The organism is Hydrogenophaga sp. R2, from assembly GCF_049843595.1.
Taxonomy (GTDB): Bacteria; Pseudomonadota; Gammaproteobacteria; order Burkholderiales; family Burkholderiaceae_C; genus Hydrogenophaga.
The window spans coordinates 469,363-492,286 of sequence record NZ_JBBHZN010000002.1 but is presented as its reverse complement, the minus strand read 5'-3'; the positions used below and the strand labels follow the sequence as shown (position 1 = coordinate 492,286).

Here is a 22,924-nt window from a genome sequence, read left to right as displayed (position 1 = left end):
TGTGGAGACAAGGTCAGGCGCGCGGGAACGGCAGCTCGCGCAGCGGCTTGCCGGTGAGGCGGGCCAGGGCATTGGCGAAGGCCGGCGCCAGCGGCGGCAGGCCTGGCTCGCCCATGCCGGTGGGCGGATCGGCGCTGGGCACGGTGTGCACGCTGATCTGCGGCATGTCGGTGATGCGCGCCACGTTGTAGTCGCCGAAGTTCTGCTGCTCCACCACACCGTCCTTCAGCGTGATGGCGGCACCCGGCAGGCACATGCCCAGGCCCATCAGGGCGCCGCCCTGCACCTGCGCTTCCACCGTGCGCGGGTTGATCACCCGGTTGCAGTGCACCCCGGCCGTGACCTGGTGCAGCACCGGCTGGCCGTCTTTCATCGACGCCTCGACCACGAAGGCCACCACCGACTCGAACGATTCGTGCACCGCCACGCCCCAGGCGCGGCCGGCCGGCAGCGCCTTCTTGCCGTATCCGCTCTTCTCCACTACCAGCTGCAGGGCGGCGGTGTGGCGCGGGTGCTGGCTGCCGAACATCTTGAGCCGGTAGGCCACCGGGTCCTGGTTGGTCTCGCGGGCGATCTGGTCGATCAGCGTTTCCATGACGAAGGCGGTGTGTGTGCTGCCCACGCTGCGCCACCACAGCACCGGCACGTTCACCTTGGGGTGGTGCACCGTCAGGCGCATGGGCAGCGGGTAGGGCGCGCGCATGCCTTCCACGGCCGTGGCGTCCACGCCGTTCTTCACCATGCCCGATTCAAAGGGGCTGCCGGTGACGATGGACTGGCCCACGATCACATGGTCCCAGGCCAGCACCTGGCCGCTGGCGTCAAAGCCGATGCGGGCGGTGTGCAGGTGCATGGGGCGGTAGTAGCCGCCCTTGATGTCGTCCTCACGGCTCCAGACGGTGCGGATGGGTGCACGCACCCCGGCAGCCAGGGCCGCCTTGGCGATGCCGCAGGCCTCCACCACATAGTCGCTGGTGGGAATGGCGCGGCGGCCGAAACCACCGCCGGCCGACTGCACCTGCACCTTCACCTGCTCGGGCTTGAGGCCCAGCGCGCCGGCGGCGGCCATGCCGTCCAGACCGGGCATCTGCGAGCCCATCCACAGGGTGGCGGCCTTGCCGTCGAAATCCACCGTGCAGTTCAGCGGTTCCATGGGCGCATGGGCCAGGTAGGGGAACACGAACTCGGCCTCGATGGTCTTCGGTGCCTGGGCCAGCGGTGCCATGTCGGCGTCGAAATGCTTCGCGCCCGGCTGTCTGGCCAGTTCGCGGTACTGGGCCAGCTGGCGCTGGCTGTCGACCTTCTCGACCTGGCTGGTGTCCCATTCGAGCTTGAGCGCCTCGCGCGCGGTGCGGGCCGGCCAGTAGCCGTCGGCCACGATGGCGATGCCCTCGGCACCCCGGTCCAGCGGCACACGCAGCACCGCCTTCACGCCCTTGACGGCACGCGCGGCGGCGTCGTCCACCGACTTCAGGCGCGCACCGAACACCGGCGGCCGTGCCACCACGGCGGTGAGCTGACCCGGGCGGGCCATGTCGATGCCGAAGTTCTGGCGGCCGCTGCTCTTGGCCGCGGCGTCCAGCCGGCCGGTGGGCTGGCCGATCAGGCGGAACTGCTTCGGGTCCTTGAGCGTGACCTGGGTCGGCACCGGCAGGGCCATGGCGGCCTGGGCCAGTTCACCGTAGCCGGCGCGCCGGCCGCCGGGGCCGATGACCACACCGGCCTGGGTGCGCAGGCTGGCCGCGTCCACGCCCCAGCGGGTGGCGGCGGCCTGCACCAGCATGGCGCGGGTGCGGGCGCCCAGCTCACGGTACTGGGTGAAGCTGTTCTTGATGGAGTTCGATCCGCCGGTGAGGTGCAGGCCCCACAGCGGGTCGGCGTAGGCCACGTCGTTGGTGCCCAGCTGGCTGCGCACGCGCGACCAGTCGGCATCCATCTCGTCGGCCAGGATCATGGGCAGGGCGGTCTGGATGCCCTGGCCGAACTCCAGCCGGTTAACGGTGATGGTCACGGTGCCGTCCGGTGCGATGGCCACGAAGGCGCCGGGCTGCTGCACCGGCTTGAGGCCGGCGGGTGCCGGGGCGTTCTGGCTCTGCGCGGCCAGCGGGAACAGGCCGAGGGCAAAGCCGCTGGCCACGGTCATCTTGAGAAAGCTGCGGCGCGGCAGCTCGGCCACGGGCGCGTCGGCGTTGCGGGCCAGCAGGTGCTGCAGGCCCGGGGGGAGTTCGTGCAGGGAGGCGTTGAGCATGGTGGTGTCTCCTTCAGGCCAGGGCCTTGGCGGCATCGGCCACGGCGGCGCGGATGCGGGCATAGGTGCCGCAGCGGCACACGTTGCCGGCCATGGCGGCGTCGATGTCGGCTTCGCTGGGTTTCCGGCCCTTGGGCAGCGACTTCAGGAACGCGGTGGCGCTCATGATCTGGCCGCTCTGGCAGTAGCCGCACTGGGCCACGTCGTGCTTGATCCAGGCGTCGCGCACCGCGCGGCCCACCGGGTCGTCGCTGGTGACCGATTCGATGGTGGTGATCTTGCGGCCCTCGACGCTGGCGATCGGGGTGACGCACGAGCGGATGGCCTGGCCATCCACATGCACCGTGCAGGCGCCGCACAGGGCCGCGCCGCAGCCGAACTTGGTGCCGGTCAGACCCAGCGTGTCGCGCAGGGCCCAGAGCACCGGGGTGGAGGGATCGATGTCGACCTGCTGGCTGCGGCCGTTGACGTTCAGAGTGGTCATGGTTGCTCCTGAATGAGGTCGGCAGTGTCGGGTGCCCGACGGCGGGGGCGGTAGCCTGAACCTGCGCGATGTTTGCCCAATCCTGTGACCATACTGCAGGATCGTGCGAGCGTCGGTAGCATCCGCGTCACCCCAGCCGATGTCCGCCGCCATGAACGTCCCAGCCGATGCCCTCCGTGATGCCCGATCCTCTCTGGCCCGGCGCATCCTGCGCCGCGCCGGTCCCGGCCAGCTGCTGCGCCCGCCGGAGCTGCCCGGCCTCATGCTGATCCGCCAGGACGACGCGCTGCTGGACAACTGCGCGGTGTACGAGCCCTGCGTGGCCCTCATCGTGCAGGGCCGCAAGCGCGTGCTGCTGGGCGACGAGACGCTGCTCTACGGCGAGGACCGTTACCTGATCGCCTCCATGGACCTGCCGGTGCGCACGGCGGTGCTCGAAGCCTCGCCCGAACGCCCCTACCTGGGCCTGGCCCTGCGGCTGGACTGGCGCGAACTGGCCTCGCTCATGCTGGAAGTGCCGGCGCCACCGCCCGGCCGCAGGACCGTGCTGCCCGACAGCCGCGCCATGACCACCGGTGCCTTGTCGCTGCCGCTGCTGCAGGCCTTCGACCGCCTGCTGGAGCTGCTGGACCACCCTGAGGACATGGGTGCCCTCGCGCCCCTGATCCAGCGCGAGATCCACTACCGCCTGCTCACCGGCGAGGCCGGTGCCCGGCTGCGGCAGATCGCCACGGTGGACACGCAGAGCCACCAGGTCGCGCGCGCCATCGCCCGCATCAATGCGCAGTTCCATCAGCCCCTGCGGGTGGAAGAACTCGCCCGCGAGGCCGGCATGGGCCTGTCCACCTTCCACCACCACTTCAAGCAGCTCACGGCCATGACGCCGCTGCAGTACCAGAAGCAACTGCGCCTGAACGAGGCGCGCCGGCTGATGCTGTCGCAGCGGCTGGACGCCTCCACCGCGGCCTTTCGCGTGGGCTACGAAAGCCCGTCGCAGTTCAGCCGCGAATACCGGCGTCTGTTCGGCGTGCCGCCCTCGCGCGATGTGGCGGGCCTGCGCTCGGTGGCCGAGCCGCTGGCGGCCTGATCAGGCCACGGCGGCGGGTATCCAGGTCATCAGTTTCTCGCGCACGTTGCCCGGTGTGTCCAGGTGGCCGCCGCCCACTTCCACGAACTGCGAGCGTGGGTTGGCGGGCAGCTTGTCGACGAAATAGCCGCGCACGCCCTTGAACAGCGGGTCCGATTCACCGATGGCGGTGAACACCGGCACGCTGGCCGGCACGCGGGGCGCGGTGACACCCATGTCGGCGTCCGACTCGGGGTCGAACCAGGTGAGGTACTTGCGCGCCGTGGTCGCCACCGGGATGCGCCGCCCCTGGTTGATGTCGGTGAAGCGCTCCACGCTGTCGCCCTTGCCGGCCGCCACCAGCGCCCGCGCCTCGTCGATGCTCTCACGCACGGGCTTGAGGGCCGGCACCGTGTAGTAGCCCCGCGGCACATGGCCCGGGGCCAGCAGCACCAGGGCGTGCACCGTGCCGCCGCGGGCGGCGAAGCTCAGCGAGGCCGGCACGCCCATGCTGTGACCGGCCAGCACGATGCGTTCGGCGCCCTGGTCCTGCAGCGCTTTCACATGGCTGGCGATTTCCAGCATGGCCTGGTCCCAGTCGCCTTCCAGGTAGCGGTTGCGCGACCAGGGCATGTCGGGGAACAGCACCTTCCAGCCCGCTCCCCCGAATGCTGCCTGCAGACCGGTCATGCTCGGGTCCTGGTTGCTGCCGGGGTTCTTGCCGTGCAGCAGCAGCACGCCGATCTTCGGCCCTGCCGGCTGGGCCAGACCCGGACAAGCGAAAGCGCCCAGGGCAGAACCCGTGAGCGCAGAGATGACCGCATGGAACTGGCGGCGTCGCATGGTGTGTCTCCTGTCCGGCATCTGCGGCCGGTGGGACCATTATGGCGACGCCGCCGAACGCATCAACGCTGGTGCATCAACGCTGGTTGGCGCAGTTGGCGTAGAAGGTGGTGGTGGCCGGCCAGTCCGAGAACACGCCGAGCACGCCGATGTCCTTGGCCAGCACGTCGAGCACGCGGTACACATCGCCTTCGCGCTGGATGGCGCTGTCGACGTTCTGGAAGTAGAAGCCGTTGTTGCCATCGGCCAGGATGCCGGAGCGCTCCAGCGTCCAGGTGATGATGTCCAGGCCGGCGGCGCGCGCGTTGCGGGCATAGGCCGAGGGCACGATGCGGCCGTTGCCGTCGGTGCTCAGCAGGGCAAAGATGGGCGGGGCCACGATGCGGATGCCCTGGGCCTTGTACTCACGCAGCTGCTGGGCGGTGGGCAGGTCGGCGTTGGTGTTGGCATCGTCCAGGAACACGGCCTGGCGACCGAAGTCGGGCGTGTTGCGGACCCAGTACAGCACGTCACGCTGGTCGAACGACTGCGGCCACACGCGGCTGGGGTGCACGCCGGCCTGGCGGTATTCGTCGATCAGCTTCTGGGCATAGGCCTCCTGGGTGAAGCCGTTGAAGGGCATGTCCACCACCGGGCTCTTGAGTTCCGGGGTCATCTTCACGCCCAGCTTCTGGAACAGCGCGATGCTTTCCTTGTGGGTCAGCAGCGTGCCGCTGGTGGGGCCGGCATACAGGTCGGTGCGCCAGTTGGCGGTGCCGCCCAGGTACTCCTGCACGTTGCGGGCGCGCGGGTTGAAGGCGTCCATCTTGCCGCGCAGCGTCTTGAACTCGGCCAGGGTGATGTCGCTGGTGCGGCACTCGGCCGTGGCCGGCTTGACCAGCTGGCCATCCGGGCCGAAGGTGGCCGGCGTGAACGGGGTGGTGCACTTGGCGGCCAGGGGCGTGGCCAGGATGTTGGTGGTGGTGTGCAGGTCGTTCTGCGCGTGGCGGCAGACCAGTTCCTTGTCCTGGGTGAATGCCACATCACATTCCACGATGCCGGCACCCATGCGGGCTGCAGCGGTGTACGACTCCACCGTGTGCTCCGGGAACTGCAGCGGGGCACCGCGGTGGCCGATGGAGAAGTCGCTGGGCTTGAAGCGGCCGTTGCGGGCGCACTGCTGGAGCTGCTGCTTGAGCGGGCTCTCGGCCATGTCGTCGGCCAGGAAGAAGGGACGGGGACCCAGCTCGACGTGGGTCGGGCGGTCGATGCCGCGCAGGTCGCGGTCGTGGCGGTGGTGGTCGCGCGGGCCATTGGCCATGGCGCTGGTGCCGAGCGTCAGCGCGGCCAGGGCGGCAAGAATCAATCGCATGGATACCTCCTCAGGTGCAAAGGGCTGTTGGGGTGTGGCGCAGGCAAGGCCCGCGCATCCATGCTGGAAGCGCCGTATGGAAGTGCTGTGGCAGCTCCGTGGCAGTTGGGTGTCAGCCGCCCGGCTTCAGTGGCGGACCCGGATGTCGTCGTTGCGCACCTGCAGGCGCTCGATGTGGCGCTGCCACTGCGGTGCCAGTTCGCGCACGGCGAAGTGACAGGGATCGGCCGGCCGGGGTTCGAACAGCAGCAGCGGATTGCGGGCCGTGCGCGACGGCTCGGTCGGCAGGCCCTGCGCAGGCTGTTCGGTGTGACCCCAGATCATGTGGTGCTCCTGAGTGGGCATTCGCGGTACATGCCTGCACTATCGGCCGTCACCCCGCCGGACTTGACCCTGCAGCAGCTGCGAAATGTCCATGGCCGCTGCCTGCAGGGCCGGCAGCATGAGCCGGCGCATCTGGGTGGCGCTGTGGCGGCTGGCATGGCCCGACACGTTGAGGGCGGCCACCGCGCGGCCCGAGGCATCCCGCACCGCCACGGCCATGGAGATCAGTCCGTCCTCCAGCTCCTGGTCCACCAGCGCCCAGCCTTGCCGGCGCGCCTTGTGCACTTCGGTCATCAGGGCGGGTACGTCGGTCAGGGTGTGGCGGGTGCGGGGCTGGCGCTCGCTGGCGTTCAGGCGCTCGCGCACGCTGCCGTCGTCCAGCCCGGCCAGCAGCACCCGGCCCATGGAGGTGCAGAACGCCGGCAGGCGCGAGCCCACGCCGAGGTTGACCGACAGGATCTGGTGGGTGTGCACCCGCATCACATAGACGATGTCGGTGCCGTCCAGCACGGCGGCCGAACACGACTCGCCCAGCTGCTCCGACAGCCGCTCCATCACCGGCCCGGCCAGGTGCCACAGCGGCATGGACGACAGGTAGGCCATGCCCAGCTCCAGGATGCGCGGCGTGAGGCGGAACAGCTTGCCATCGCTCTCCACATAGCCCAGCGTCTGCAGCGTGAGCAGGATGCGCCGTGCGCCGGCGCGGGTCAGGCCGCTGCGCTCGGCCACGCTGCTGAGAGTCTGTTCGGGCGCCTCGGCGCTGAACGAGCGGATCACGCCCAGCCCGCGCGCGAACGACTGCACATAGCCATCGCCCGGCACGGGGGCATCGGCGGATCGGGCGGCGGTCTGGGCCATGCAGCAACTCCGGCGTAAAATTCAAATGACGAACACTTGTTCGATATTAGAATAAACGGAGACAGCCCTTGATCAACAAGATTGCCCCGTCCGTCGAGGCGGCGCTGGCCGGCATTCCCGATGGCGCCACGGTGCTCATCGGCGGCTTCGGCACCGCCGGCATCCCCGACGAGCTCATCGACGGCCTGATCGCCCAGGGTGCGCGCGACCTCACCGTGGTCAACAACAACGCCGGCAATGGCGACCACGGTCTGGCCGCGCTGCTGGCCACCGGCCGGGTGCGCAAGGTCATCTGCAGCTTTCCGCGCCAGGCCGACAGCCACGTGTTCGACGGCCTCTACCGCAGCGGCCGCATCGAGCTGGAGCTGGTGCCCCAGGGCAACCTGGCCGAGCGGCTGCGCGCCGCCGGGGCCGGCATCGGCGCCTTCTTCACGCCCACCGGCTACGGCACCGAGCTGGCAAAAAACCCCGACGGCACGCCGAAGGAAACCCGCGTCATCAACGGGCGGCCGTATGTGCTGGAGTACCCGATCCATGGCGATGTGGCCCTCATCCGGGCCGAGCGCGGCGATCGCTGGGGCAACCTGACCTACCGCAAGGCCGCGCGCAACTTCGGCCCGGTCATGGCCACGGCTGCGCGCCGCACCGTGGCCAGCGTGTTCGAGGTGGTCGAACTCGGCGCGCTCGATCCGGAGGCCGTCATCACCCCCGGCATCCACGTCACATCGGTGGTGCAGGTGCCCCGCACCGCCACCCGGGCCGGTGGCCTGAAGGAGGCCGCATGAGCTCCACCCCTTACCAGCGCCGCAGCAAGGACGAGCTGGCCCGCCGCGTGGCGCAGGACATTCCGGACGGCGCGTACGTCAACCTGGGCATTGGCCAGCCCACGCTGGTGGCCAACCACATCCCGGCCGGCCGCGAGGTGGTGCTGCACAGCGAGAACGGCATCCTGGGCGTGGGCCCGGCGCCGGCCGCCGGCGCAGAGGACTACGACCTCATCAACGCCGGCAAGCAGCCGGTCACGCTGCTGCCGGGCGGGGTGTTCTTCCACCATGCCGACAGCTTCGCCATGATGCGCGGCGGCCACCTGGACATCTGCGTGCTGGGGGCCTTCCAGGTCTCGGCCACCGGCGACCTGGCCAACTGGAGCACCGGCGAAGCGGGCAGCATTCCGGCCGTGGGCGGTGCCATGGACCTGGCCACCGGCGCCCGCCAGACCTGGGTCATGATGGACCTGCTGACCCGCCAGGGCCAGAGCAAGGTGGTGTCGGCCTGCACCTACCCGCTCACCGGCATCGGCTGCGTCAAGCGCATCTACACCGACCTGGCCACGCTGGCCTGCACGCCCGAAGGCCTGCGGCTGATCGACACGGTGGACGGCCTGTCCCGCGCGGAACTCGAACAACTGGTCGGCCTGCCCATCATCGGCTGATCCCATCCCCCGCTTTCCCTTCATTCCGGAGACCCCATGACCCAAGCCTTCATCTGCGACGCCATCCGCACCCCCTTCGGCCGTTACGGCGGCGCCCTGTCCAGCGTGCGTACCGACGACCTGGGCGCCATCCCCATCAAGGCGCTCATGGAACGCAACCCCGGCGTCGACTGGGCGGCCGTCACCGACGTGCTGTATGGCTGCGCCAACCAGGCCGGCGAGGACAACCGCAACGTGGCCCACATGGCCAGCCTGCTGGCCGGCCTGCCCATCGACGTGCCGGGCGCCACCATCAACCGCCTGTGCGGCTCCGGTCTGGACGCGGTGGGCACGGCGGCCCGTGCCATCCGCGCCGGCGAGGCCGGCCTCATGATCGCCGGCGGCGTGGAGAGCATGAGCCGCGCGCCCTTCGTCATGCCCAAGGCCGAATCGGCCTTCAGCCGCAGCAACGCGGTGTACGACACCACCATCGGCTGGCGCTTCATCAACAAGCTGATGAAGGAGAAGTACGGCGTGGACTCCATGCCCGAGACCGCCGAGAACGTGGCCACCGACCACGGCATCGAGCGCGAGGCCCAGGACCGCATGGCCCTGGCCAGCCAGATGAAGGCCGTGGCGGCCCAGAAGGCCGGCCACCTGGCGCGCGAGATCGTGCCGGTGAGCATTGCGCAGAAGAAGGGCGACCCGGTGGTGGTGAGTGCCGACGAGCACCCGCGCGAGACCAGCCTGGAGTCCCTGGCCAAACTCAAGGGCGTGGTGCGCCCCGACGGCACCGTGACCGCCGGCAACGCCAGCGGCGTGAACGACGGCGCCTGCGCCCTGCTGCTGGCTGACGAAGCCAGCGCCGCCAGGAACGGCCTGACCCCCAAGGCCCGCGTGGTGGGCATGGCCACGGCCGGCGTGGCGCCCCGTGTGATGGGCATCGGCCCGGCACCGGCCACGCAGAAGCTCATGGCGCAGACCGGCCTGAGCCTGGCGCAGATGGATGTGATCGAACTCAACGAAGCCTTTGCGGCCCAGGGCCTGGCGGTGCTGCGCCTGCTGGGGCTGCCGGATGACGACGAACGCGTGAACGCCTGGGGCGGTGCCATCGCCCTGGGCCATCCGCTGGGCGCCAGCGGTGCGCGGCTGGTCACCACGGCCGTCAACCGGCTGCACGCCACCGGCGGGCGCTATGCGCTGTGCACCATGTGCATCGGCGTGGGACAGGGCATTGCGCTGGTGATCGAACGGGTCTGACGTCGGGCCGGCACCACGCCGGCGGGGCAGGGTGAGGTCTTCGGTACGCACTTTCTCACGCCGGCGCGTCCGGATCGTGTGGCCGGCATGCATACCCAGCCGGGTAGGCTTATGCTTCCGGGTCTGCCCGCTGCCTGCCATGAATCCAGTCGACCCGAACCGCCCGCCCTTCAAGATCCTCATCATCGACGACGAGCCCAGCATCGTGCATGTGCTGGCGCGCACGCTGCTCGGCATGGGGATGTTGCGCTTTGCGGTGCGCGGCGAGGACGCCCTGCGCGTGCTGGCCGAAGATCCCCAGGACCTGGTGCTCACCGATGCCGACATGCCGGACATCTCCGGCTTCGAGATCATCGAGCGCATGCGCCAGGACCCGCGCATGGCCCATACCCCGGTGATCATGATCACCGGTCACTCGGCGCCCCAGATCCGTGAACACGCGCAGGAGCTCGGCGTGTCCGAGTTCATGGTCAAGCCCATCGACCGCGATCTGCTCAAGGCCACGGTGCAGCGGCTGCTCGGTGCCGGGCCTGCCACGCAGGAACCCCCGTCCGCGGCAGCACAGCCGGTCCCGCCCGAGCCCACGCCGGCTGCGGCGGCCGACGCAGTCGACGGACACCCTGCTCCCAGCGGTCTGGCCTCCATGCTGCTGGACCGCGTGGCCAGCATCCTGGAAGACATCGACACCCTCCGGGCTGGAGGTGCCCAGCCCGATCCACAGCGACTGACAGCCTCCCTGGCCAACATCGAAGACGCTTGCGGCGAGATGACCCGGCTGATCATCCAGCTCAACGAGCGTCAGGACCGTACGACCTGAGCCTGCTCCGACGTCTGCCCCACGCTGGCCAGGATGCCATGCAGCCGGGCGGGGGCGATCGGTGGATTGAGCGTCACCACCTGCTGCAGCCGTGCTTCCCGCGCCGTCAGCAGCGAGGTGTCGGCGGTGATGAGGACGACCGGCAGGTCAGGGCGTGTCGTGTGGCGCAGGTTCTCCATGAACTCCCACACCCTGGAGGTCTGGGCGGGTGCCGCGGTCACGATGGCCACATCCGGTGCCCAGAGCCCGAGCGGGCAGCCGCTGCCTTGCTGGGGTGCGCGCACATTCGTGACCACATCGCATCCCCAGCCGCTGAGCAGTGGTCCCAGCCACACCCAGCCCTGTGCATCCGTTTCGACCATCACGCGGCGGTTCGACAATGACCGGGAAAACAGGGCCAGTGGCTCCATCGCCGCCACGGCCGACGGCACCTCCGGTTCAGGCGCCGGACCGGGAGTGTCACTGGGCAGGGGGACCTCGATGGTGAAACACGTGCCCCGGCCCACCTCGGAACGCAGCCCGATCTGCAGGCCCAGCATGCTGGCGCAGCTGCGCACGATGGCCAGACCGAGACCGACCCCCTTGCGGCTGTCGTTGTCGCGTTCGATCCGGTAGAACTCGCGAAACACCGCGTCCTGTTTCTCCGGCGGTATTCCGGCACCGGTGTCCCATACCTGCAGACGCAGAACGCCACCCCGGCGTCTGCAGGTCAGGAGCACACCGCCTTGCTCGGTGTACTGCACCGCATTGACCACCAGGTTGGAGAGCATCCTCTCCAGCAAGGCCGGGTCGCTCATCACCACGGCATCGCTCGAGCCCACGCCGAACCGCAGCCCCTTGGCACGGGCCGCCGCCCGGTAGTTCAGCCGCAACCGGCTCATGATCGGCTCCAGATCGAACACCTGCAGGTTGGGTGTCATCTGGGCCGACTCCAGTCGCGACAGGGCGAGCACCGAGTCCAGCAAGGACTCCATCGACGCCAGTGACTGCGCCATGTGTTCCAGGATGCCGGCGGCTCTGGACGGATCAAGCGGTCGGCGGAGCTCCTCCACGAACAGGCCCATGGCATGCATCGGCTGTCTCAGATCGTGGCTGATGGCAGCCATGAACCGCGATTTGGACTGGTTGGCCCGTTCGGCCTTGAGCTTCTGCGCCACCAGCTGAGCCCGGCGCTGGGCCCATTGATCGAGTCGGCTGGATCGGGTGATGTCGGTGAACACGCCGATCACCCGCTGGACCTGTCCGTCTTTGCCGATCATCGGTTGCCGCACCACGCTCACCGGCCATCGCGAGCCGTTGCGTCGGATCAGCTGCAGCCGCTGGCTGCCACCCTCGGACCATCGGTCGCGCAAGGCCATGGACGCCGGCGCCACCAGCTCGTCGAGCGGGCGGCCCGTCAGCGCCGAGGCGGGCCAGCCCAGCGATTCGGCCAGCCGCGGCGACACCTCCAGCACCCGTCCGTCCGTTTGCCACGCCATCAGCAGAGGGCCCGTCTGCAAGGAGGGTCTCCGCCGACCGGTTCGATCCGCCCACTCGACCGCTGCATCCAGCAGGTCGAGCAGCATCGGCCCGTCCAGATCGACCGCCCTCACGGTGCGAAAAATGCCGATGCCCATGAGCCAAGCGTCGTCGTCGGTGTCGGTCTCCTGAACCACCATGATGACCGGCAGGATCGCGGAGACACCCTCCAGCCAGTCGCGCAAACCGCCAGCCCCGCTCGCACAGTGACTGCGATCGATCAGAACGATCCGGGGCGCCCGCTCCTTCATGAGGTCCAGCGCCTGATCGAGGCTGTAAGCCGGCCTCAACCGCCACTTGTGTGACGGCAGCAGGTGTTCCACCGCGACGATCTGCTGACGGCTGTTGCTGACCACCAGCAGTTCGGGCGGGACAGGATCATCACCGTCCATCGGGATCGATTCCGCGTGCGACATGGAATTGGGCATCGTGGCGTTGCAGCTGCTGGTCGCCTGAAATCATCCAGCGATCAGAAGTGATAAATTAATTCGATAATCTACAATCTACATTGGTATTTCAACAATAAATAATACAAAGGTAATATTTCGGTGAGAATGTCGGATCACAGGACCGATGACGAACACACTGGACTTGAGGCGACGCCCGCCTCGGTGGCCGCCATGCTTCCTGAACGCCTGATCGAGGGTCAGCCTCTCAAAGTGCTTGTCATTGACGACCATCAGCTGATCCGTGAAGGGTTGAAGCTGATGCTTGCCCGCCTGGACCCGCTGGCCATCGTGTTGGAGGCCAGTTCGCTGCGTCCGGCGGTCGATCTGTACCGGTGCCATGACGACATCGATCTGGTTCTGCTGGACTTGTCCATGCCGGGCAGCTATTCGGGTCAGACCCTCGACGCCTTCATCGAAGCCTGTCCGGCTTCACGTGTGGTGGTCATTTCGGCCACCTGCGACACCCATACCGTCCAGGCCACCCTGCGCAAGGGGGCCTTGGGCTTCATCCCGAAACTGACCGACAGCCGAGCGCTGGTCCAGGCGCTGCGCTTCGTGCTGCAAGGTGGCATCTACGTTCCGCTGGAGGCCTTGTCGACCGGTCAGGCGGTCCGACCCGAGCCGGCGGTGTTCACCGGCTATGTCTCCCGGTCCGATGTTCCTGCCCTCACACAACGACAGATGGATGTCTTGCGGGAACTGCTGGAGGGCAAAAGCAACAAGCAGATCTGTCGCGACCTCAACATGGCCATGGGTACGGTCAAGAGTCATCTGGCCAGCATCTTTTCAGCACTGCGGGTCAACAGTCGCACCGAGGCGATCGCGGCCGCCGAACGCATGGGATGGCGCACCCGCCTGCAGCAGGTCATGTGACCTGTCTGATCGGGTGGTCGGCGGTCCCGAGGGGCGCGGACGTCGTTGCCGGCCAGCATGGGCTCAACTCATCTTCTGCAGCAGGGCCTTCATCAGGCCGGTGTACACGGTCCTGGTGGAGGGCGACGACATGACCGAGCCGGTGGCCGACGAAACCCGCTCCATCCTGGACGGCCACATCATCCTGTCGCGCGCGCTCGCCGAGGCCAACCACTACCCGGCCATCGACGTGCTGGCCTCCGCCTCGCGCGTGATGCATGCCCTGGTGCCGCGCGAGCACCGGCTGGCGGCGGGGCGGGTGCGTGAACTGCTGGCCCGTTACCGCGACGTGGAGCTGCTGCTCAAGGTGGGCGAGTACGAGCGTGGCAGCGATCCCGCCACCGACATCGCCATCGACCGGCGCGAGGCCATCCTGCAGTTCCTGCGGCAGGACATGCACGAGATCAGCGGCTTCGACGAGGCGGTCGAGTCGCTGATGGACCTGGGCCGCTGAACCCGGCGATGAACCCCGGGATTCAGGGCGCGAGCCAGTCGTCCAGCTTCAGGCTGTCCACCACCGCCGGTTCGGTGGGCGCCTGCCAGCTCAGCCCGCTCTCGGTGGCCCAGCGCTGCAGCTCGCCGCTGGCGCGGCTGCGGGTCACGACGCGGTTGACCGCATCCAGCATGTCCTGGCGCGGGGCCAGGGCCACAAAGCCGAAGTTGACACCCAGGGCGCGGGGCGTGCCCAGCTGCAGCGGCAAGGTGCCGCCCTGGGCATGCCGGCGCCGCCAGGCGTCCACCGTGGTGCTGGGCACCAGGGCCGCGTCGATGCGGCCTTGCTGCAGCGCAGCCCAGAGGTCTTCGCGCTGCCCCAGGGACACCATCTGCCCGGACAAGGCGCCACCGCCGTGCATGGCCACCAGGGTGCCTTCCAGCGTGCCGGCCACGGCCGCCACCTTCTGCCCGCGCAGCCCGGCCAGCGTCTGCGCCGGCGGCAGGCCGCTGCGCTGCACCACCTGCAGGGCACTGCCCAGGTAGGGCTGGCTGGGCACCAGGGTGCCCAGGGTGATGTAGGGCCGGTCGCGCTTGCGTTTGGCGCCGGGGTGGTCGGCGGTCTTGAAGCGCTCGCGGGTCGGGGCGCCCAGGTCGCTCTTGAGCAGCGGGAAGCCGCTGGCCAGATCGCACACGCCCGCCGACAGCAGCGCATTGACCTCGTGGGTCAGCAGGCTTTCCTTCTCGATCTCCGGCTCGAAGGGCACCAGCCTGAGCTCGCGCCCGAGCTCGGCCGCCACGGCGCGGGCCACCAGCACGTCGAAGCCCTCCACCTGGCCGCGCCGCAGGGTGGACAGCGGCGCGTTGTCCTCGCTCACGCACACGGTGAGCGCCGGGCTGGCCGACGTGGCCGCCGGGGACTGGGCGGCCGCCGGCCCCGGCAGGACCAGCGACAGCGCAGCAGCCAGCGCAGGCAGACGTCGCATGTCAGAGCTCCTTGCCGCCGCGCGTGACCACATAGGCCCACAGCACCTGCAGCGCCGCGTCGTCGATGGCGCCCTTGAACGACGGCATGTTCCCCTTGCCCTGCATCACCGAGGTGACGAAGCGCTCGTGCTGGTCGGTGGGGAACTTGCGCAGGTCATACACCGTGGTGCCGGAGTTGACCATGTTGCGGCCGTGGCACTGGGCGCAGGTGCGGTGGTACTGCTCGCGGCCTTTCTCGACCGCCTCCATGGTGATGGGGGCGGTCGGGGCCGAGGACGGTGAAGGGGAGGACTGTGCATGGGCGGCCCCGCTCAGGGCCGCCACACACACCAGAAGCATTCGCAGTGTCATGGCAGGGTGGTCGGGTTCAGTCCAGTGCAAAGGTCCAGACCGAGCCGCCGGCCGGCACCTGGCTCATGCGCTCGTCGCCCAGCAGGGCCCAGACGCCGCCGGCGCCCGAGACGATGCTCACGTACTGCTTGCCATTGACCTCGAAGGTCACCGGCAGACCGATGATGCCGCTGCCGGTCTGGAACTCGTAGAGCTTCTTGCCGTTGCGGGCATCCACCGCCATGAATTCGCCGGTGGCGGCACCGGTGAACACCAGGTTGCCGGCGGTGGACAGGGTGCCGGCCATGCTGGGCTGGCCGGGCCAGGCCATCTGCCACTTGCTCTTGCCGGTCATGGGGTCGATGGCCGACAGGTAGCCGTGCGGCTCGTTCTTGGGCATGTTCACGCCGCGGAAGTTCACGCCCAGGTACCACTCGCCCTTCTTGTACTCGGGCTTGGCCAGCTGGTAGGGCCAGCTGATGTTGAGGGTGTTGGCATAGGCCAGGCCGGTGGCCGGGTTCCACGACATGGGCGTCCAGTTCTTGCCGCCCAGCACGCTGGGGAAGATCTCCACGTCCTCGCCGGCGCGGGCCTTGCGGTCGGTCTCGGTCAGCACCGGGCGGCCGGTCTTGAGGTCGATGCGCTCGGCCCAGTTGACCTTCACGTAGGGGTTGGCCGCCAGCAGTTCGCCGTTGGCACGGTCCAGCACATAGAAGAAGCCGTTGCGGTTGGCCTGGGCCAGCACCTTGCGCTGCTTGCCGGCGATCTTCATGTCGACCAGCATGCCCACTTCGGTGGCGTCGTAGTCGTAGGGATCGTTGGGGCTGAACTGGTAGTGCCAGACCAGCTCGCCGGTCTTGGGCCGGATGGCCACGACCGAGGCGATGTAGAGGTTGTCACCCTTGCGGGCGTTGGGGTTCCACGGGCCGCCATTGCCGGTGCCCCAGTACACCAGGTCGAGCTCGGGGTCGTAGGCGCCGGTCAGCCAGGTGGGGGCGCCGCCTTTCTGGTAGGTGTCGCCGGGCCAGGTGTCGCCGCCTTTCTGGTCGGGGGCGGCGGTGGTGTAGAAGCGCCAGAGCTGCTTGCCGGTGGCCGGGTCCCAGCCGTCGATGAAGCCGCGCGTGCCGTACTCGCCGCCGGCAATGCCGGTGAGCACCACGCCGTTGGCGATCAGGGGCGCGCTGGTCATGGCCTGGCCGTTCTGGTAGTCGGCGGCCTTGCTCTTCCAGAGCTGCTTGCCGGTCTTGGCGTCCAGCGCGATCACGTGCGCGTCCAGCGTGGAGCGGAACAGCTTGCCGTCGTAGATGGCGGCGCCGCGGTTCAGGATGCCGCAGCAGGCCATCTTGAACACGTCCTGCGGCAGCTCGATCTCCTGCTTCCAGATCTGCTTGCCGGTCACCGGGTTGATGGCCACCGTGGTGTTGTGCGTGGTCACGTACATCACGCCGTTGTGCACGATGGGCTGCGACTCCTGGCTCTGCGGGTTGTTCAGGCTGTAGGCCCAGACCGGGCGCAGCTTGGCCGCGTTGCCGGTGTTGATCTGCTTGAGCGCGCTGTAGCGCTGGTTGTTGTAGCCCATGCCGTAGGTCAGCACGTCCTTGGACGTGGCGTGATCGGCCTTGAGGTCGTCCAGGGTCTGGGCCTGTGCGGGCAGGCCGGCGAAGGTGACAGCGGCCAGCGCCAGGCTGCCGATGAGGCGGTGTTTCATGGGTGGTCTCCTCGTCTTGTGGGAATGGGGTCCATGCGCATTCTGGAAAGTCGCGGCCTGCGGCGCATGCCCGGGTTTTCCCGGTGGTCGAAGTGTTCTGCTTCGGAACAGGCTTGGCAGATGTCCTTGTCCACCGGCAGCCCCTTCTTCCAGACCGCCGAACAGCGCGCGGCCCTGGCCCGCCAGCGCTTCTTCGAGGAGTCCGGGCGCCCCACCGGCCTGGTCAGCGAGGCGGTCATCCAGAGCTGGTCGCGCTGCCAGTCGCTGGGGCACCAGCCGCACCGGCGCGCCGCCGTGGACCCGGTGAGCGCCAGCGCCTTGTCGGCGGTGCGCCAGCGCAACCGCGACCTGCTGCTGGCCGCCGGGCAGGAGCTGTCGCAGCTGGAGGCCTCGCTGGCCGGCACCGGCTGCCGCGTGCTGCTGACCAATGCCACCGGCGTGGTGGTGCACGCCACCGACATGCCGTTCGCCCCCGACCAGCACATGCTGGACGTGGCCGGTCGCACCGGCGTGCGCCTGTCGGAAGACCGGGTGGGCACCACCGCGCCGGGCATCGTGGTGCGCACCGGGCAGGCCTGCTGCGTGTCGGCCGGCGAGCACTACTACGAGGTGTTCCAGGGCGTGCACTGCGCGGCCGCGCCGATCTTCGATGTGCACCGCCGTCTGGCCGGCGTGCTCGACGTGTCGACCGAAGGAAGTCCGTTCGGTTTCGACGCCGCCTCGGTGGTGGGCGTGTTCGCCACCTCCATCGAGAACCGGCTGCTGCAGGCCCAGTCGCGCGAGCATGTGGTGCTGCAGTTCCAGACCACCCCCGGCCTGCTGGACACCCCGTTGCAGGGGCTGGCCGCGCTGGACGGCGAGGGCCGTGTGGTGTGGATCAACACCGCAGGCCGGCGCCTGCTGGGCCGGTACCCCGTGGGTTCGGCCATCGGGGGTGCAGACGGACCGCCGGAGGTGGCCGAGGCGGTGTTCGGCACCGCGCCCAATGCCCTGCTCGACCTGGGGCTGCAGGCCAGCCCGGGGGTGCTGCGCCTGCCCAACGGCCTGGGCATCTGGCTGCGCGCGCGTGTGCAGTGGCGTGAAGGCCAGGACGTGCGCCACACCGTGGCACTGTCGCGGCCGGTGGCGCCGGTGGCGGACGAACCCGCCGCCGCTGTCGCCGATGCCGCTGATGCGGCGGAATCTTCACCGGCCTCGCTGGCCGATGCCAACCGCCGCCTGATCGACACCACCCTGGCGCGCAACGGCGGCAATGTGGCCCGCACCGCGCGCGAACTGGGTGTGTCGCGCGGCCTGCTCTACCGCCACCTGCGTCGCCCGAACGACGGACAAGACCCTCACCCGCCGGCCTGATTGGCGGGCGGCCGCCGCGCCACGCGCCGGGCCTGGGTATGCTGCGCTGCAATATGCACGGTGCCGCTGCCTCCCGCCCCCCATCCCTTCCGCTGCTGCTGGCCGGTCCGGTGCTGCGCCGCGTGCAGGCGCACCGGCTGGTGCTGTGGCTGGCCACCAGCGAACCGGTGTCGCTGCGGCTGCGGCTGAACGGCCACGTGGTGCCGGGATCGACCCCGCACACCCTGCAGGCCGGCGCCCGCCTGTTCCACCACCTGATCGACGCCGAGCTGCCCGAGCCTCTGGTGCCCGGCGCCTGGACCGCCTACACGCTGGAGGTGTCCGACCCTGCCGCGCCCGAAGGCTGGCGCGACCTGCTGGCCGCCGACCCCGCCCTGTGCTATCCCGGCCACGCCAGCCCCGGGCTGCGCTGGGAACCGCGTGTGGCCTCGCTGCTGCACGGCTCCTGCCGCAAGCCGCACCACCGCGCTGCCCACGGGGAAGGTGCCGGCGACGGCCTGGCCGAGGCCGACCGCCTGCTGCAGCGCCTGCTGGCCGGCGAGACCACCACCGCCTGGCCCAGCGCGCTGGTGCTCAGCGGCGACCAGATCTACGCCGACGACGTGGCCGGCCCGTTGCTGCGCGCCATCCACCAGCTCGCCCGGCAACTGGGCCTGCCCGACGAAGCACTGCCCGGCGTGGGCCCCGACGGCCCGGCCACCGCCCATGCGCTGGTGGAGCACCCCATGGGCTACTACCGGCGCGAGCAGCTGCTGCCCAAGCAGGCGGTCAAGTCCGGGCTGAAGGACATCCTGTTCGGCGGCGTGGCCAAACCCGTGTTCACCACCGACAACGCGCACAACCACCTGATCTCCTTGTCCGAGGTGCTGTGCATGTACCTGCTGGTGTGGTCGCCGCTGCCCTGGCAGGGGCTGGACCTGTCGCCGCCGCCGGGCCTGGCGCCGAAGCAGGCGCAGCGCTACGAGCGCGAGGCCGCCGCCCTGGCCGATTTCGTGCAAGGGCTGCCGGCGGTGCGGCGGGCCATGGCCCACCTGCCGGTGGCCATGATCTTCGACGACCACGACATCACCGACGACTGGAACCTGAGCGCCGAGTGGGAGACCGTGGCCTACGGCCATCCGTTCTCGCGCCGGGTCATCGGCAATGCGCTGCTGGGCTACCTGCTGCACCAGGGCTGGGGCAACCGCCCCGAAGCCTTCAAGGAGGCGCTGCCGCACCTGGAACGCGCCCTGCAGCAGCCCGGCTCGGACGATCACGATGCCGCCATCACCCACCTGCTGCACTTCCACCAGTGGCACTACGTGTGGCCCACCGAGCCGGCCCTGGTGGTGCTGGACAGCCGCACCCACCGCTGGCGCTCCGACCTGTCCTCGCGCCAGCCCTCGGGCCTGCTCGACTGGGAATCGCTCACCGACCTGCAGCAGACCCTGCTGGACCGCGAGGCGGTGCTGCTGGTGTCGTCGGCGCCCATCTTCGGCGTCAAGCTGATCGAGACGCTGCAGCACCTCTTCAGCTGGGCCGGCAGCCCGCTGGTGGTGGACGCCGAGAACTGGATGGGCCACCCCGGGGCGGCCAGTGCCATCCTCAACATCTTCCGCCACCCGCGCACGCCGCAGCACTTCGTGGTGCTCTCGGGCGATGTGCACTACTCGTTCGTGTACGACGTCAAGCTGCGCCGCCGCACCCGGCTGCGCACCGGGGCCCGCAGCCCGGACATCTGGCAGATCTGCAGCAGCGGCCTGCGCAACACCTTCCCCGGCGGTCTGCTGGCGGTGCTGGACCATGGCAACCGCTGGCTGTACTCGCCGCGATCGCCGCTGAACTGGTTCACCCGCCGGCGCCACCTGCGGGTGGTGCCACGCAAGCCCGAGGGGCTGCCGCATGGCCGCCGGCTGCTGGACGCCAGCGGCGTGGGCCTGGTGGAACTGGACGAACACGGTCGGCCCTGGCGCATCCGCAGCCTGCTGGCCGACGGCCGCGACGTGGCCTACGTGCCCAGGGAAGCCGAGGCCCGCTGGGATTGAGCGGGATCGCGCTGCAGGTCCTGCCGCAGGTAGCCCAGCAGGGCGCGGTTACGGCCCACGCGCAGGCGGTCGGGTGTGGTGAGTGCGGTGATGAGGGTGCCGAACTTGGTGTGCGGCACCCAGTCCGGCAGCACCGGCCGCAGGCGGCCGTCGTCCAGCGCGTCCTGGCACAGGTAGCTGGGCATCATGGCAATGCCCAGGCCGGCCAGGGCCGCGTCCACCACGGCCTCGGGGTTGTCCACGTGGTAACGGCTGCTCACCCGCACCTGCACTTCCTCGCCCGGCGCGTCGGCCCGCGCCAGTCGCCAGGCCTCGTCGGACGACTCGCGCCAGTAGGCCAGGCAGGTGTGGTGCCGCAGGTCCTGGGGTGAGGCGGGCGTGCCGGCGTCCAGCAGGTAGGCCGGCGTGGCGGCCAGCACCCAGTCGATGCGGGCCACCGGGGTGCAGACGAACTCGGGCGCCGGCGCGGTGGACCAGCGCAGCGCGATGTCGATGCGCTCGAACGCCAGGTCCATGATGCGGTCGGCCAGCTGCAGGTCGATCTCGATGCCCGGGTATTCCTTCAGGAAGCAGGGCAGCCGCTTGGCCAGCACCCGCTGGCCCCAGGACACCGGAGCGGTCAGCCGGATGCGCCCGCTCATTTCCGAGCGCAGGGCGCGCACCTCTTCCTCGCCGGCCCGCAGCTCGGCCAGGGCCCGCCGCGCGTGGGCGGCGTACACCTCGCCGGCCGGGGTGAGCACGATGCGCCGGGTGCTGCGCGCGAACAGGGTGGCGCCCAGCGCCTCTTCGAGCTGGGCCACCCGCTTGCTGACCACGCTCTTGCCCACGCCCAGTTCGTCGGCCGCGTGGCTGACGCTCAGGCCGTCGACCACCTGCAGGAAGGTGGCCAGCATGTCGCGGGAAATGGTCATGGCGGTGGCGGGGATTGTTTCCGGATCGGACACAAAGCGTTCGCATTCGAGCAGATGCGCCCGGGGGTGTCCATCCCTAGACTCCCCAACCGGTGGCACAGACCGCCCTGACAGCAGACCAACCTACGGAGACAAACAGCATGAAGATCTACGCCGACCCGATCACGGTCAACTGCCGCAAGGTGCTCGCAGGCCTGGACCTGATGGGGGCGCCCTACGAGCTCCACCATGTGGACTACTTCAAGGGCGAACAGAAGGGCGATGCCTACACGGCCATCAACCCCAACCAGTCGATCCCGGCCATGGTCGACGGTGACCTCGTGCTGTGGGAATCCAACGCCATCCTGCAGTACGCAGCCGACAAGAACGGCGCGGCCTCGGCCTACCCGACCGACCTCAAGACCCGCGCCGACATCAACCGCTGGCTGCTGTGGGAATCGTCCAGCTGGTTCCCGAGCTGCTACGTGTACCTGGTGGAGAACTGCGTGAAGCCCTTGCTGGGCGGTGCCGCCGACCCGGCCATGCTGGCCGCGCAGGACGCCCAGTTCCACAAGCTCGCCGGCATCCTGGATGCGCGCCTGAACGGCCGCCAGTGGATCGCCTCCGACCGCCCCACCATCGCCGACATCGCGCTGGCCTCGCCCATGCACCTGCACGGCTGGCAGCGCCTGCCGCTGGACCCGCACCCCCACCTGCGCCGCTGGCTGTTCGAGAGCGTCGAACGCCTGCCCAGCTGGGACAAGACCTGGGTCGGCGAAGGCTTCACCACCCAGCGCGCCCAGCAGGCCGCCTGACTTTTTCCTGTGCCTTGATGCCATGACACCCGCACGTTCCGTCCGCGCCACCCTCAACTACACGGTCGACAACGGCCGGCCGCCCGACTACTACTTCTACGAACCCGATCCCGGCGTGGAGCTCAACCCGCCCGGGACCGACCTGAAGGAGGTGGACATCCACGACGGCTGGCCCGAGGTGCACCAGCTCTCGGCCGACCGCGAGGGCTTCGAGCTGCACGACTTCGGCGCCGACTTCCAGCAGTTCGACGACGACGCCGCCATCCAGTCGCAGTTCTACGACCAGGTGATCGGCTTCGTGAAGCGCCACACCGGGGCGCGGCGCGTGGTGGTGTTCGACCACACCATCCGCAAGCGCCTGCCGGCCGACCTCAAGGCCCAGACCACGGTGCAGCGACCGGCCGTGCTGCTGGTGCACAGCGACTACACCGTCAACAGCGGGCCGCAGCGGGTGCGCGACATCCTGCCCGACGAGGCCGACGCGCTGCTGCAGCGCCGGGTGGCGTTCTTCAACGTGTGGAAGCCGCTGCGCGAGCGCGTGGAGGAACTGCCGCTGGCCATGTGCGATGCGCGCACCCACGACGAAGGCGACATGCTGCGCATGGACCTGAAGTACCGCGAGCGCACCGGCGAGATCTATGTCATGCGGCACTCGCCCAAACACCGCTGGCTGTACTTCCCGCAGATGCAGGCGCACCAGGCGCTGCTGCTCAAGACCTACGACTCCGAGACCGACGGCCGTGCCCGCTTCATGGGCCACACCGCGTTCGAGGACCCCACCACGCCCCCCGGCGCTCCCAGGCGCGAGAGCATCGAGGTGCGCACCATGGCGTTCTTCTGACGC

The 22,924-nt window shown here is 69.4% G+C and carries 22 protein-coding genes; 11 read left to right on the top strand and 11 right to left on the bottom strand.

The genetic code is table 11. From position 1 onward, the window contains the following. Window positions 1-13: 13 nt before the first annotated feature. Both WD026_RS10880 and WD026_RS10875 read right to left on the bottom strand, forming a co-directional pair. Window positions 14-2,248 carry a molybdopterin cofactor-binding domain-containing protein gene (locus WD026_RS10880; protein WP_425723673.1) on the bottom strand — a complete coding sequence of 745 codons (2,235 nt, stop codon included), beginning with the start codon at window positions 2,246-2,248 and terminating at the stop codon, window positions 14-16. Window positions 2,249-2,261: 13 nt separating this feature from the next. Further along, window positions 2,262-2,732, bottom strand: a complete 471-nt coding sequence (locus WD026_RS10875; protein ID WP_425723672.1) for a (2Fe-2S)-binding protein — start codon at window positions 2,730-2,732, stop codon at window positions 2,262-2,264. Window positions 2,733-2,883: 151 nt separating this feature from the next. On the opposite strand from WD026_RS10875, the gene WD026_RS10870 reads away from it, so the two are divergent. Beyond that, window positions 2,884-3,819: an AraC family transcriptional regulator gene (locus tag WD026_RS10870; RefSeq protein WP_425723671.1), complete on the top strand. Its 936-nt coding sequence runs from the start codon at window positions 2,884-2,886 to the stop codon at window positions 3,817-3,819. Here the strand turns inward: WD026_RS10870 and WD026_RS10865 are convergent, their stop codons facing one another. The 4 genes from WD026_RS10865 to WD026_RS10850 all read right to left on the bottom strand — a co-directional run bounded on the left by WD026_RS10865 (window position 3,820) and on the right by WD026_RS10850 (window position 7,174). Next, entirely contained in the window at window positions 3,820-4,641 is an 822-nt protein-coding gene (locus WD026_RS10865) for an alpha/beta fold hydrolase (RefSeq protein ID WP_425723670.1), read from the bottom strand. Window positions 4,642-4,717: 76 nt separating this feature from the next. Beyond that, the gene (locus WD026_RS10860) at window positions 4,718-5,992 is read right to left on the bottom strand and encodes a glycerophosphodiester phosphodiesterase family protein (protein WP_425723669.1); all 1,275 of its coding nucleotides are present in this window, start codon (window positions 5,990-5,992) and stop codon (window positions 4,718-4,720) included. A gap of 126 nt (window positions 5,993-6,118) precedes the next feature. Beyond that, window positions 6,119-6,316, bottom strand: a complete 198-nt coding sequence (locus WD026_RS10855; RefSeq protein WP_425723668.1) for a hypothetical protein — start codon at window positions 6,314-6,316, stop codon at window positions 6,119-6,121. A 39-nt stretch (window positions 6,317-6,355) separates the two neighbouring features. Further along, window positions 6,356-7,174: an IclR family transcriptional regulator gene (locus WD026_RS10850; RefSeq protein ID WP_425723667.1), complete on the bottom strand. Its 819-nt coding sequence runs from the start codon at window positions 7,172-7,174 to the stop codon at window positions 6,356-6,358. Between the two features lie 68 nt (window positions 7,175-7,242). Between WD026_RS10850 and WD026_RS10845 the strand changes: the two genes are divergently transcribed. The 4 genes from WD026_RS10845 (at window position 7,243) to WD026_RS10830 (ending at window position 10,662) form a co-directional block, all read left to right on the top strand. Continuing rightward, window positions 7,243-7,959 (top strand): 3-oxoacid CoA-transferase subunit A, encoded by a 717-nt coding sequence (locus tag WD026_RS10845; RefSeq protein ID WP_425723666.1) that lies wholly within the window; start codon window positions 7,243-7,245, stop codon window positions 7,957-7,959. Beyond that, complete coding sequence (locus WD026_RS10840; RefSeq protein ID WP_425723665.1) at window positions 7,956-8,606, top strand: 3-oxoacid CoA-transferase subunit B; 651 nt, start codon at window positions 7,956-7,958, stop codon at window positions 8,604-8,606. The genes WD026_RS10845 and WD026_RS10840 overlap by 4 nt, the downstream gene beginning before the upstream one ends. 36 nt (window positions 8,607-8,642) lie before the next feature. Continuing rightward, window positions 8,643-9,845, top strand: coding sequence for a 3-oxoadipyl-CoA thiolase (gene pcaF / locus WD026_RS10835; protein WP_425723664.1), 1,203 nt, complete (start codon window positions 8,643-8,645; stop codon window positions 9,843-9,845). Window positions 9,846-9,984: 139 nt separating this feature from the next. Continuing rightward, window positions 9,985-10,662: a response regulator gene (locus WD026_RS10830; RefSeq protein WP_425723663.1), complete on the top strand. Its 678-nt coding sequence runs from the start codon at window positions 9,985-9,987 to the stop codon at window positions 10,660-10,662. Here the strand turns inward: WD026_RS10830 and WD026_RS10825 are convergent. Next, window positions 10,644-12,596 (bottom strand): ATP-binding protein, encoded by a 1,953-nt coding sequence (locus WD026_RS10825; protein WP_425723662.1) that lies wholly within the window; start codon window positions 12,594-12,596, stop codon window positions 10,644-10,646. The two genes, WD026_RS10830 and WD026_RS10825, sit on opposite strands and share 19 nt — an antisense overlap. 204 nt (window positions 12,597-12,800) lie before the next feature. Between WD026_RS10825 and WD026_RS10820 the strand changes: the two genes are divergently transcribed. Next, window positions 12,801-13,502 (top strand): response regulator, encoded by a 702-nt coding sequence (locus tag WD026_RS10820; RefSeq protein WP_425723661.1) that lies wholly within the window; start codon window positions 12,801-12,803, stop codon window positions 13,500-13,502. Between the two features lie 100 nt (window positions 13,503-13,602). Further along, the gene (locus WD026_RS10815) at window positions 13,603-13,995 is read left to right on the top strand and encodes an ATP synthase (RefSeq protein ID WP_425723660.1); all 393 of its coding nucleotides are present in this window, start codon (window positions 13,603-13,605) and stop codon (window positions 13,993-13,995) included. Between the two features lie 22 nt (window positions 13,996-14,017). On the opposite strand, the gene WD026_RS10810 is transcribed toward WD026_RS10815, so the two are convergent. From WD026_RS10810 to WD026_RS10800, 3 genes are read right to left on the bottom strand one after another with little or no spacing between them, the layout of a single operon-like run. Next, a complete protein-coding gene (locus WD026_RS10810) occupies window positions 14,018-14,959 on the bottom strand; it encodes a substrate-binding periplasmic protein (protein WP_425723659.1) in 942 nt (313 codons plus the stop codon). Window position 14,960: 1 nt separating this feature from the next. Beyond that, window positions 14,961-15,311, bottom strand: a complete 351-nt coding sequence (locus tag WD026_RS10805; protein ID WP_425723658.1) for a c-type cytochrome — start codon at window positions 15,309-15,311, stop codon at window positions 14,961-14,963. Between the two features lie 16 nt (window positions 15,312-15,327). Then, window positions 15,328-16,998, bottom strand: a complete 1,671-nt coding sequence (locus WD026_RS10800) for a PQQ-dependent dehydrogenase, methanol/ethanol family (protein WP_425723657.1) — start codon at window positions 16,996-16,998, stop codon at window positions 15,328-15,330. A gap of 120 nt (window positions 16,999-17,118) precedes the next feature. On the opposite strand from WD026_RS10800, the gene WD026_RS10795 reads away from it, so the two are divergent. Next, complete coding sequence (locus WD026_RS10795) at window positions 17,119-18,351, top strand: helix-turn-helix domain-containing protein (RefSeq protein ID WP_425723656.1); 1,233 nt, start codon at window positions 17,119-17,121, stop codon at window positions 18,349-18,351. Window positions 18,352-18,389: 38 nt separating this feature from the next. Beyond that, window positions 18,390-20,375 carry an alkaline phosphatase D family protein gene (locus WD026_RS10790; RefSeq protein WP_425723655.1) on the top strand — a complete coding sequence of 662 codons (1,986 nt, stop codon included), beginning with the start codon at window positions 18,390-18,392 and terminating at the stop codon, window positions 20,373-20,375. Here WD026_RS10790 and WD026_RS10785 read toward each other — a convergent pair. Beyond that, entirely contained in the window at window positions 20,339-21,286 is a 948-nt protein-coding gene (locus WD026_RS10785; RefSeq protein WP_425723654.1) for a LysR family transcriptional regulator, read from the bottom strand. The two genes, WD026_RS10790 and WD026_RS10785, sit on opposite strands and share 37 nt — an antisense overlap. A 140-nt stretch (window positions 21,287-21,426) precedes the next feature. Here WD026_RS10785 and WD026_RS10780 point away from each other — a divergent pair, with 140 nt between their 5' ends. Continuing rightward, window positions 21,427-22,080, top strand: a complete 654-nt coding sequence (locus tag WD026_RS10780) for a glutathione S-transferase family protein (protein ID WP_425723653.1) — start codon at window positions 21,427-21,429, stop codon at window positions 22,078-22,080. Window positions 22,081-22,102: 22 nt separating this feature from the next. Further along, the gene (locus WD026_RS10775; RefSeq protein WP_425723652.1) at window positions 22,103-22,921 is read left to right on the top strand and encodes a CmcJ/NvfI family oxidoreductase; all 819 of its coding nucleotides are present in this window, start codon (window positions 22,103-22,105) and stop codon (window positions 22,919-22,921) included. Window positions 22,922-22,924: the final 3 nt, after the last annotated feature.

Bases quoted from the DNA above. Each gene is read 5' to 3' on its own strand.
- WD026_RS10880 (WP_425723673.1), bottom strand. From the start codon at position 2,248: ATGCTCAACGCCTCCCTGCACGAACTCCCCCCGGGCCTGCAGCACCTG.
- WD026_RS10875 (WP_425723672.1), bottom strand. From the start codon at position 2,732: ATGACCACTCTGAACGTCAACGGCCGCAGCCAGCAGGTCGACATCGAT.
- WD026_RS10870 (WP_425723671.1), top strand. From the start codon at position 2,884: ATGAACGTCCCAGCCGATGCCCTCCGTGATGCCCGATCCTCTCTGGCC.
- WD026_RS10865 (WP_425723670.1), bottom strand. From the start codon at position 4,641: ATGCGACGCCGCCAGTTCCATGCGGTCATCTCTGCGCTCACGGGTTCT.
- WD026_RS10860 (WP_425723669.1), bottom strand. From the start codon at position 5,992: ATGCGATTGATTCTTGCCGCCCTGGCCGCGCTGACGCTCGGCACCAGC.
- WD026_RS10855 (WP_425723668.1), bottom strand. From the start codon at position 6,316: ATGATCTGGGGTCACACCGAACAGCCTGCGCAGGGCCTGCCGACCGAG.
- WD026_RS10850 (WP_425723667.1), bottom strand. From the start codon at position 7,174: ATGGCCCAGACCGCCGCCCGATCCGCCGATGCCCCCGTGCCGGGCGAT.
- WD026_RS10840 (WP_425723665.1), top strand. From the start codon at position 7,956: ATGAGCTCCACCCCTTACCAGCGCCGCAGCAAGGACGAGCTGGCCCGC.
- pcaF (WP_425723664.1), top strand. From the start codon at position 8,643: ATGACCCAAGCCTTCATCTGCGACGCCATCCGCACCCCCTTCGGCCGT.
- WD026_RS10830 (WP_425723663.1), top strand. From the start codon at position 9,985: ATGAATCCAGTCGACCCGAACCGCCCGCCCTTCAAGATCCTCATCATC.
- WD026_RS10825 (WP_425723662.1), bottom strand. From the start codon at position 12,596: ATGTCGCACGCGGAATCGATCCCGATGGACGGTGATGATCCTGTCCCG.
- WD026_RS10820 (WP_425723661.1), top strand. From the start codon at position 12,801: ATGCTTCCTGAACGCCTGATCGAGGGTCAGCCTCTCAAAGTGCTTGTC.
- WD026_RS10810 (WP_425723659.1), bottom strand. From the start codon at position 14,959: ATGCGACGTCTGCCTGCGCTGGCTGCTGCGCTGTCGCTGGTCCTGCCG.
- WD026_RS10805 (WP_425723658.1), bottom strand. From the start codon at position 15,311: ATGACACTGCGAATGCTTCTGGTGTGTGTGGCGGCCCTGAGCGGGGCC.
- WD026_RS10800 (WP_425723657.1), bottom strand. From the start codon at position 16,998: ATGAAACACCGCCTCATCGGCAGCCTGGCGCTGGCCGCTGTCACCTTC.
- WD026_RS10795 (WP_425723656.1), top strand. From the start codon at position 17,119: ATGTCCTTGTCCACCGGCAGCCCCTTCTTCCAGACCGCCGAACAGCGC.
- WD026_RS10790 (WP_425723655.1), top strand. From the start codon at position 18,390: ATGCTGCGCTGCAATATGCACGGTGCCGCTGCCTCCCGCCCCCCATCC.
- WD026_RS10785 (WP_425723654.1), bottom strand. From the start codon at position 21,286: ATGACCATTTCCCGCGACATGCTGGCCACCTTCCTGCAGGTGGTCGAC.
- WD026_RS10780 (WP_425723653.1), top strand. From the start codon at position 21,427: ATGAAGATCTACGCCGACCCGATCACGGTCAACTGCCGCAAGGTGCTC.
- WD026_RS10775 (WP_425723652.1), top strand. From the start codon at position 22,103: ATGACACCCGCACGTTCCGTCCGCGCCACCCTCAACTACACGGTCGAC.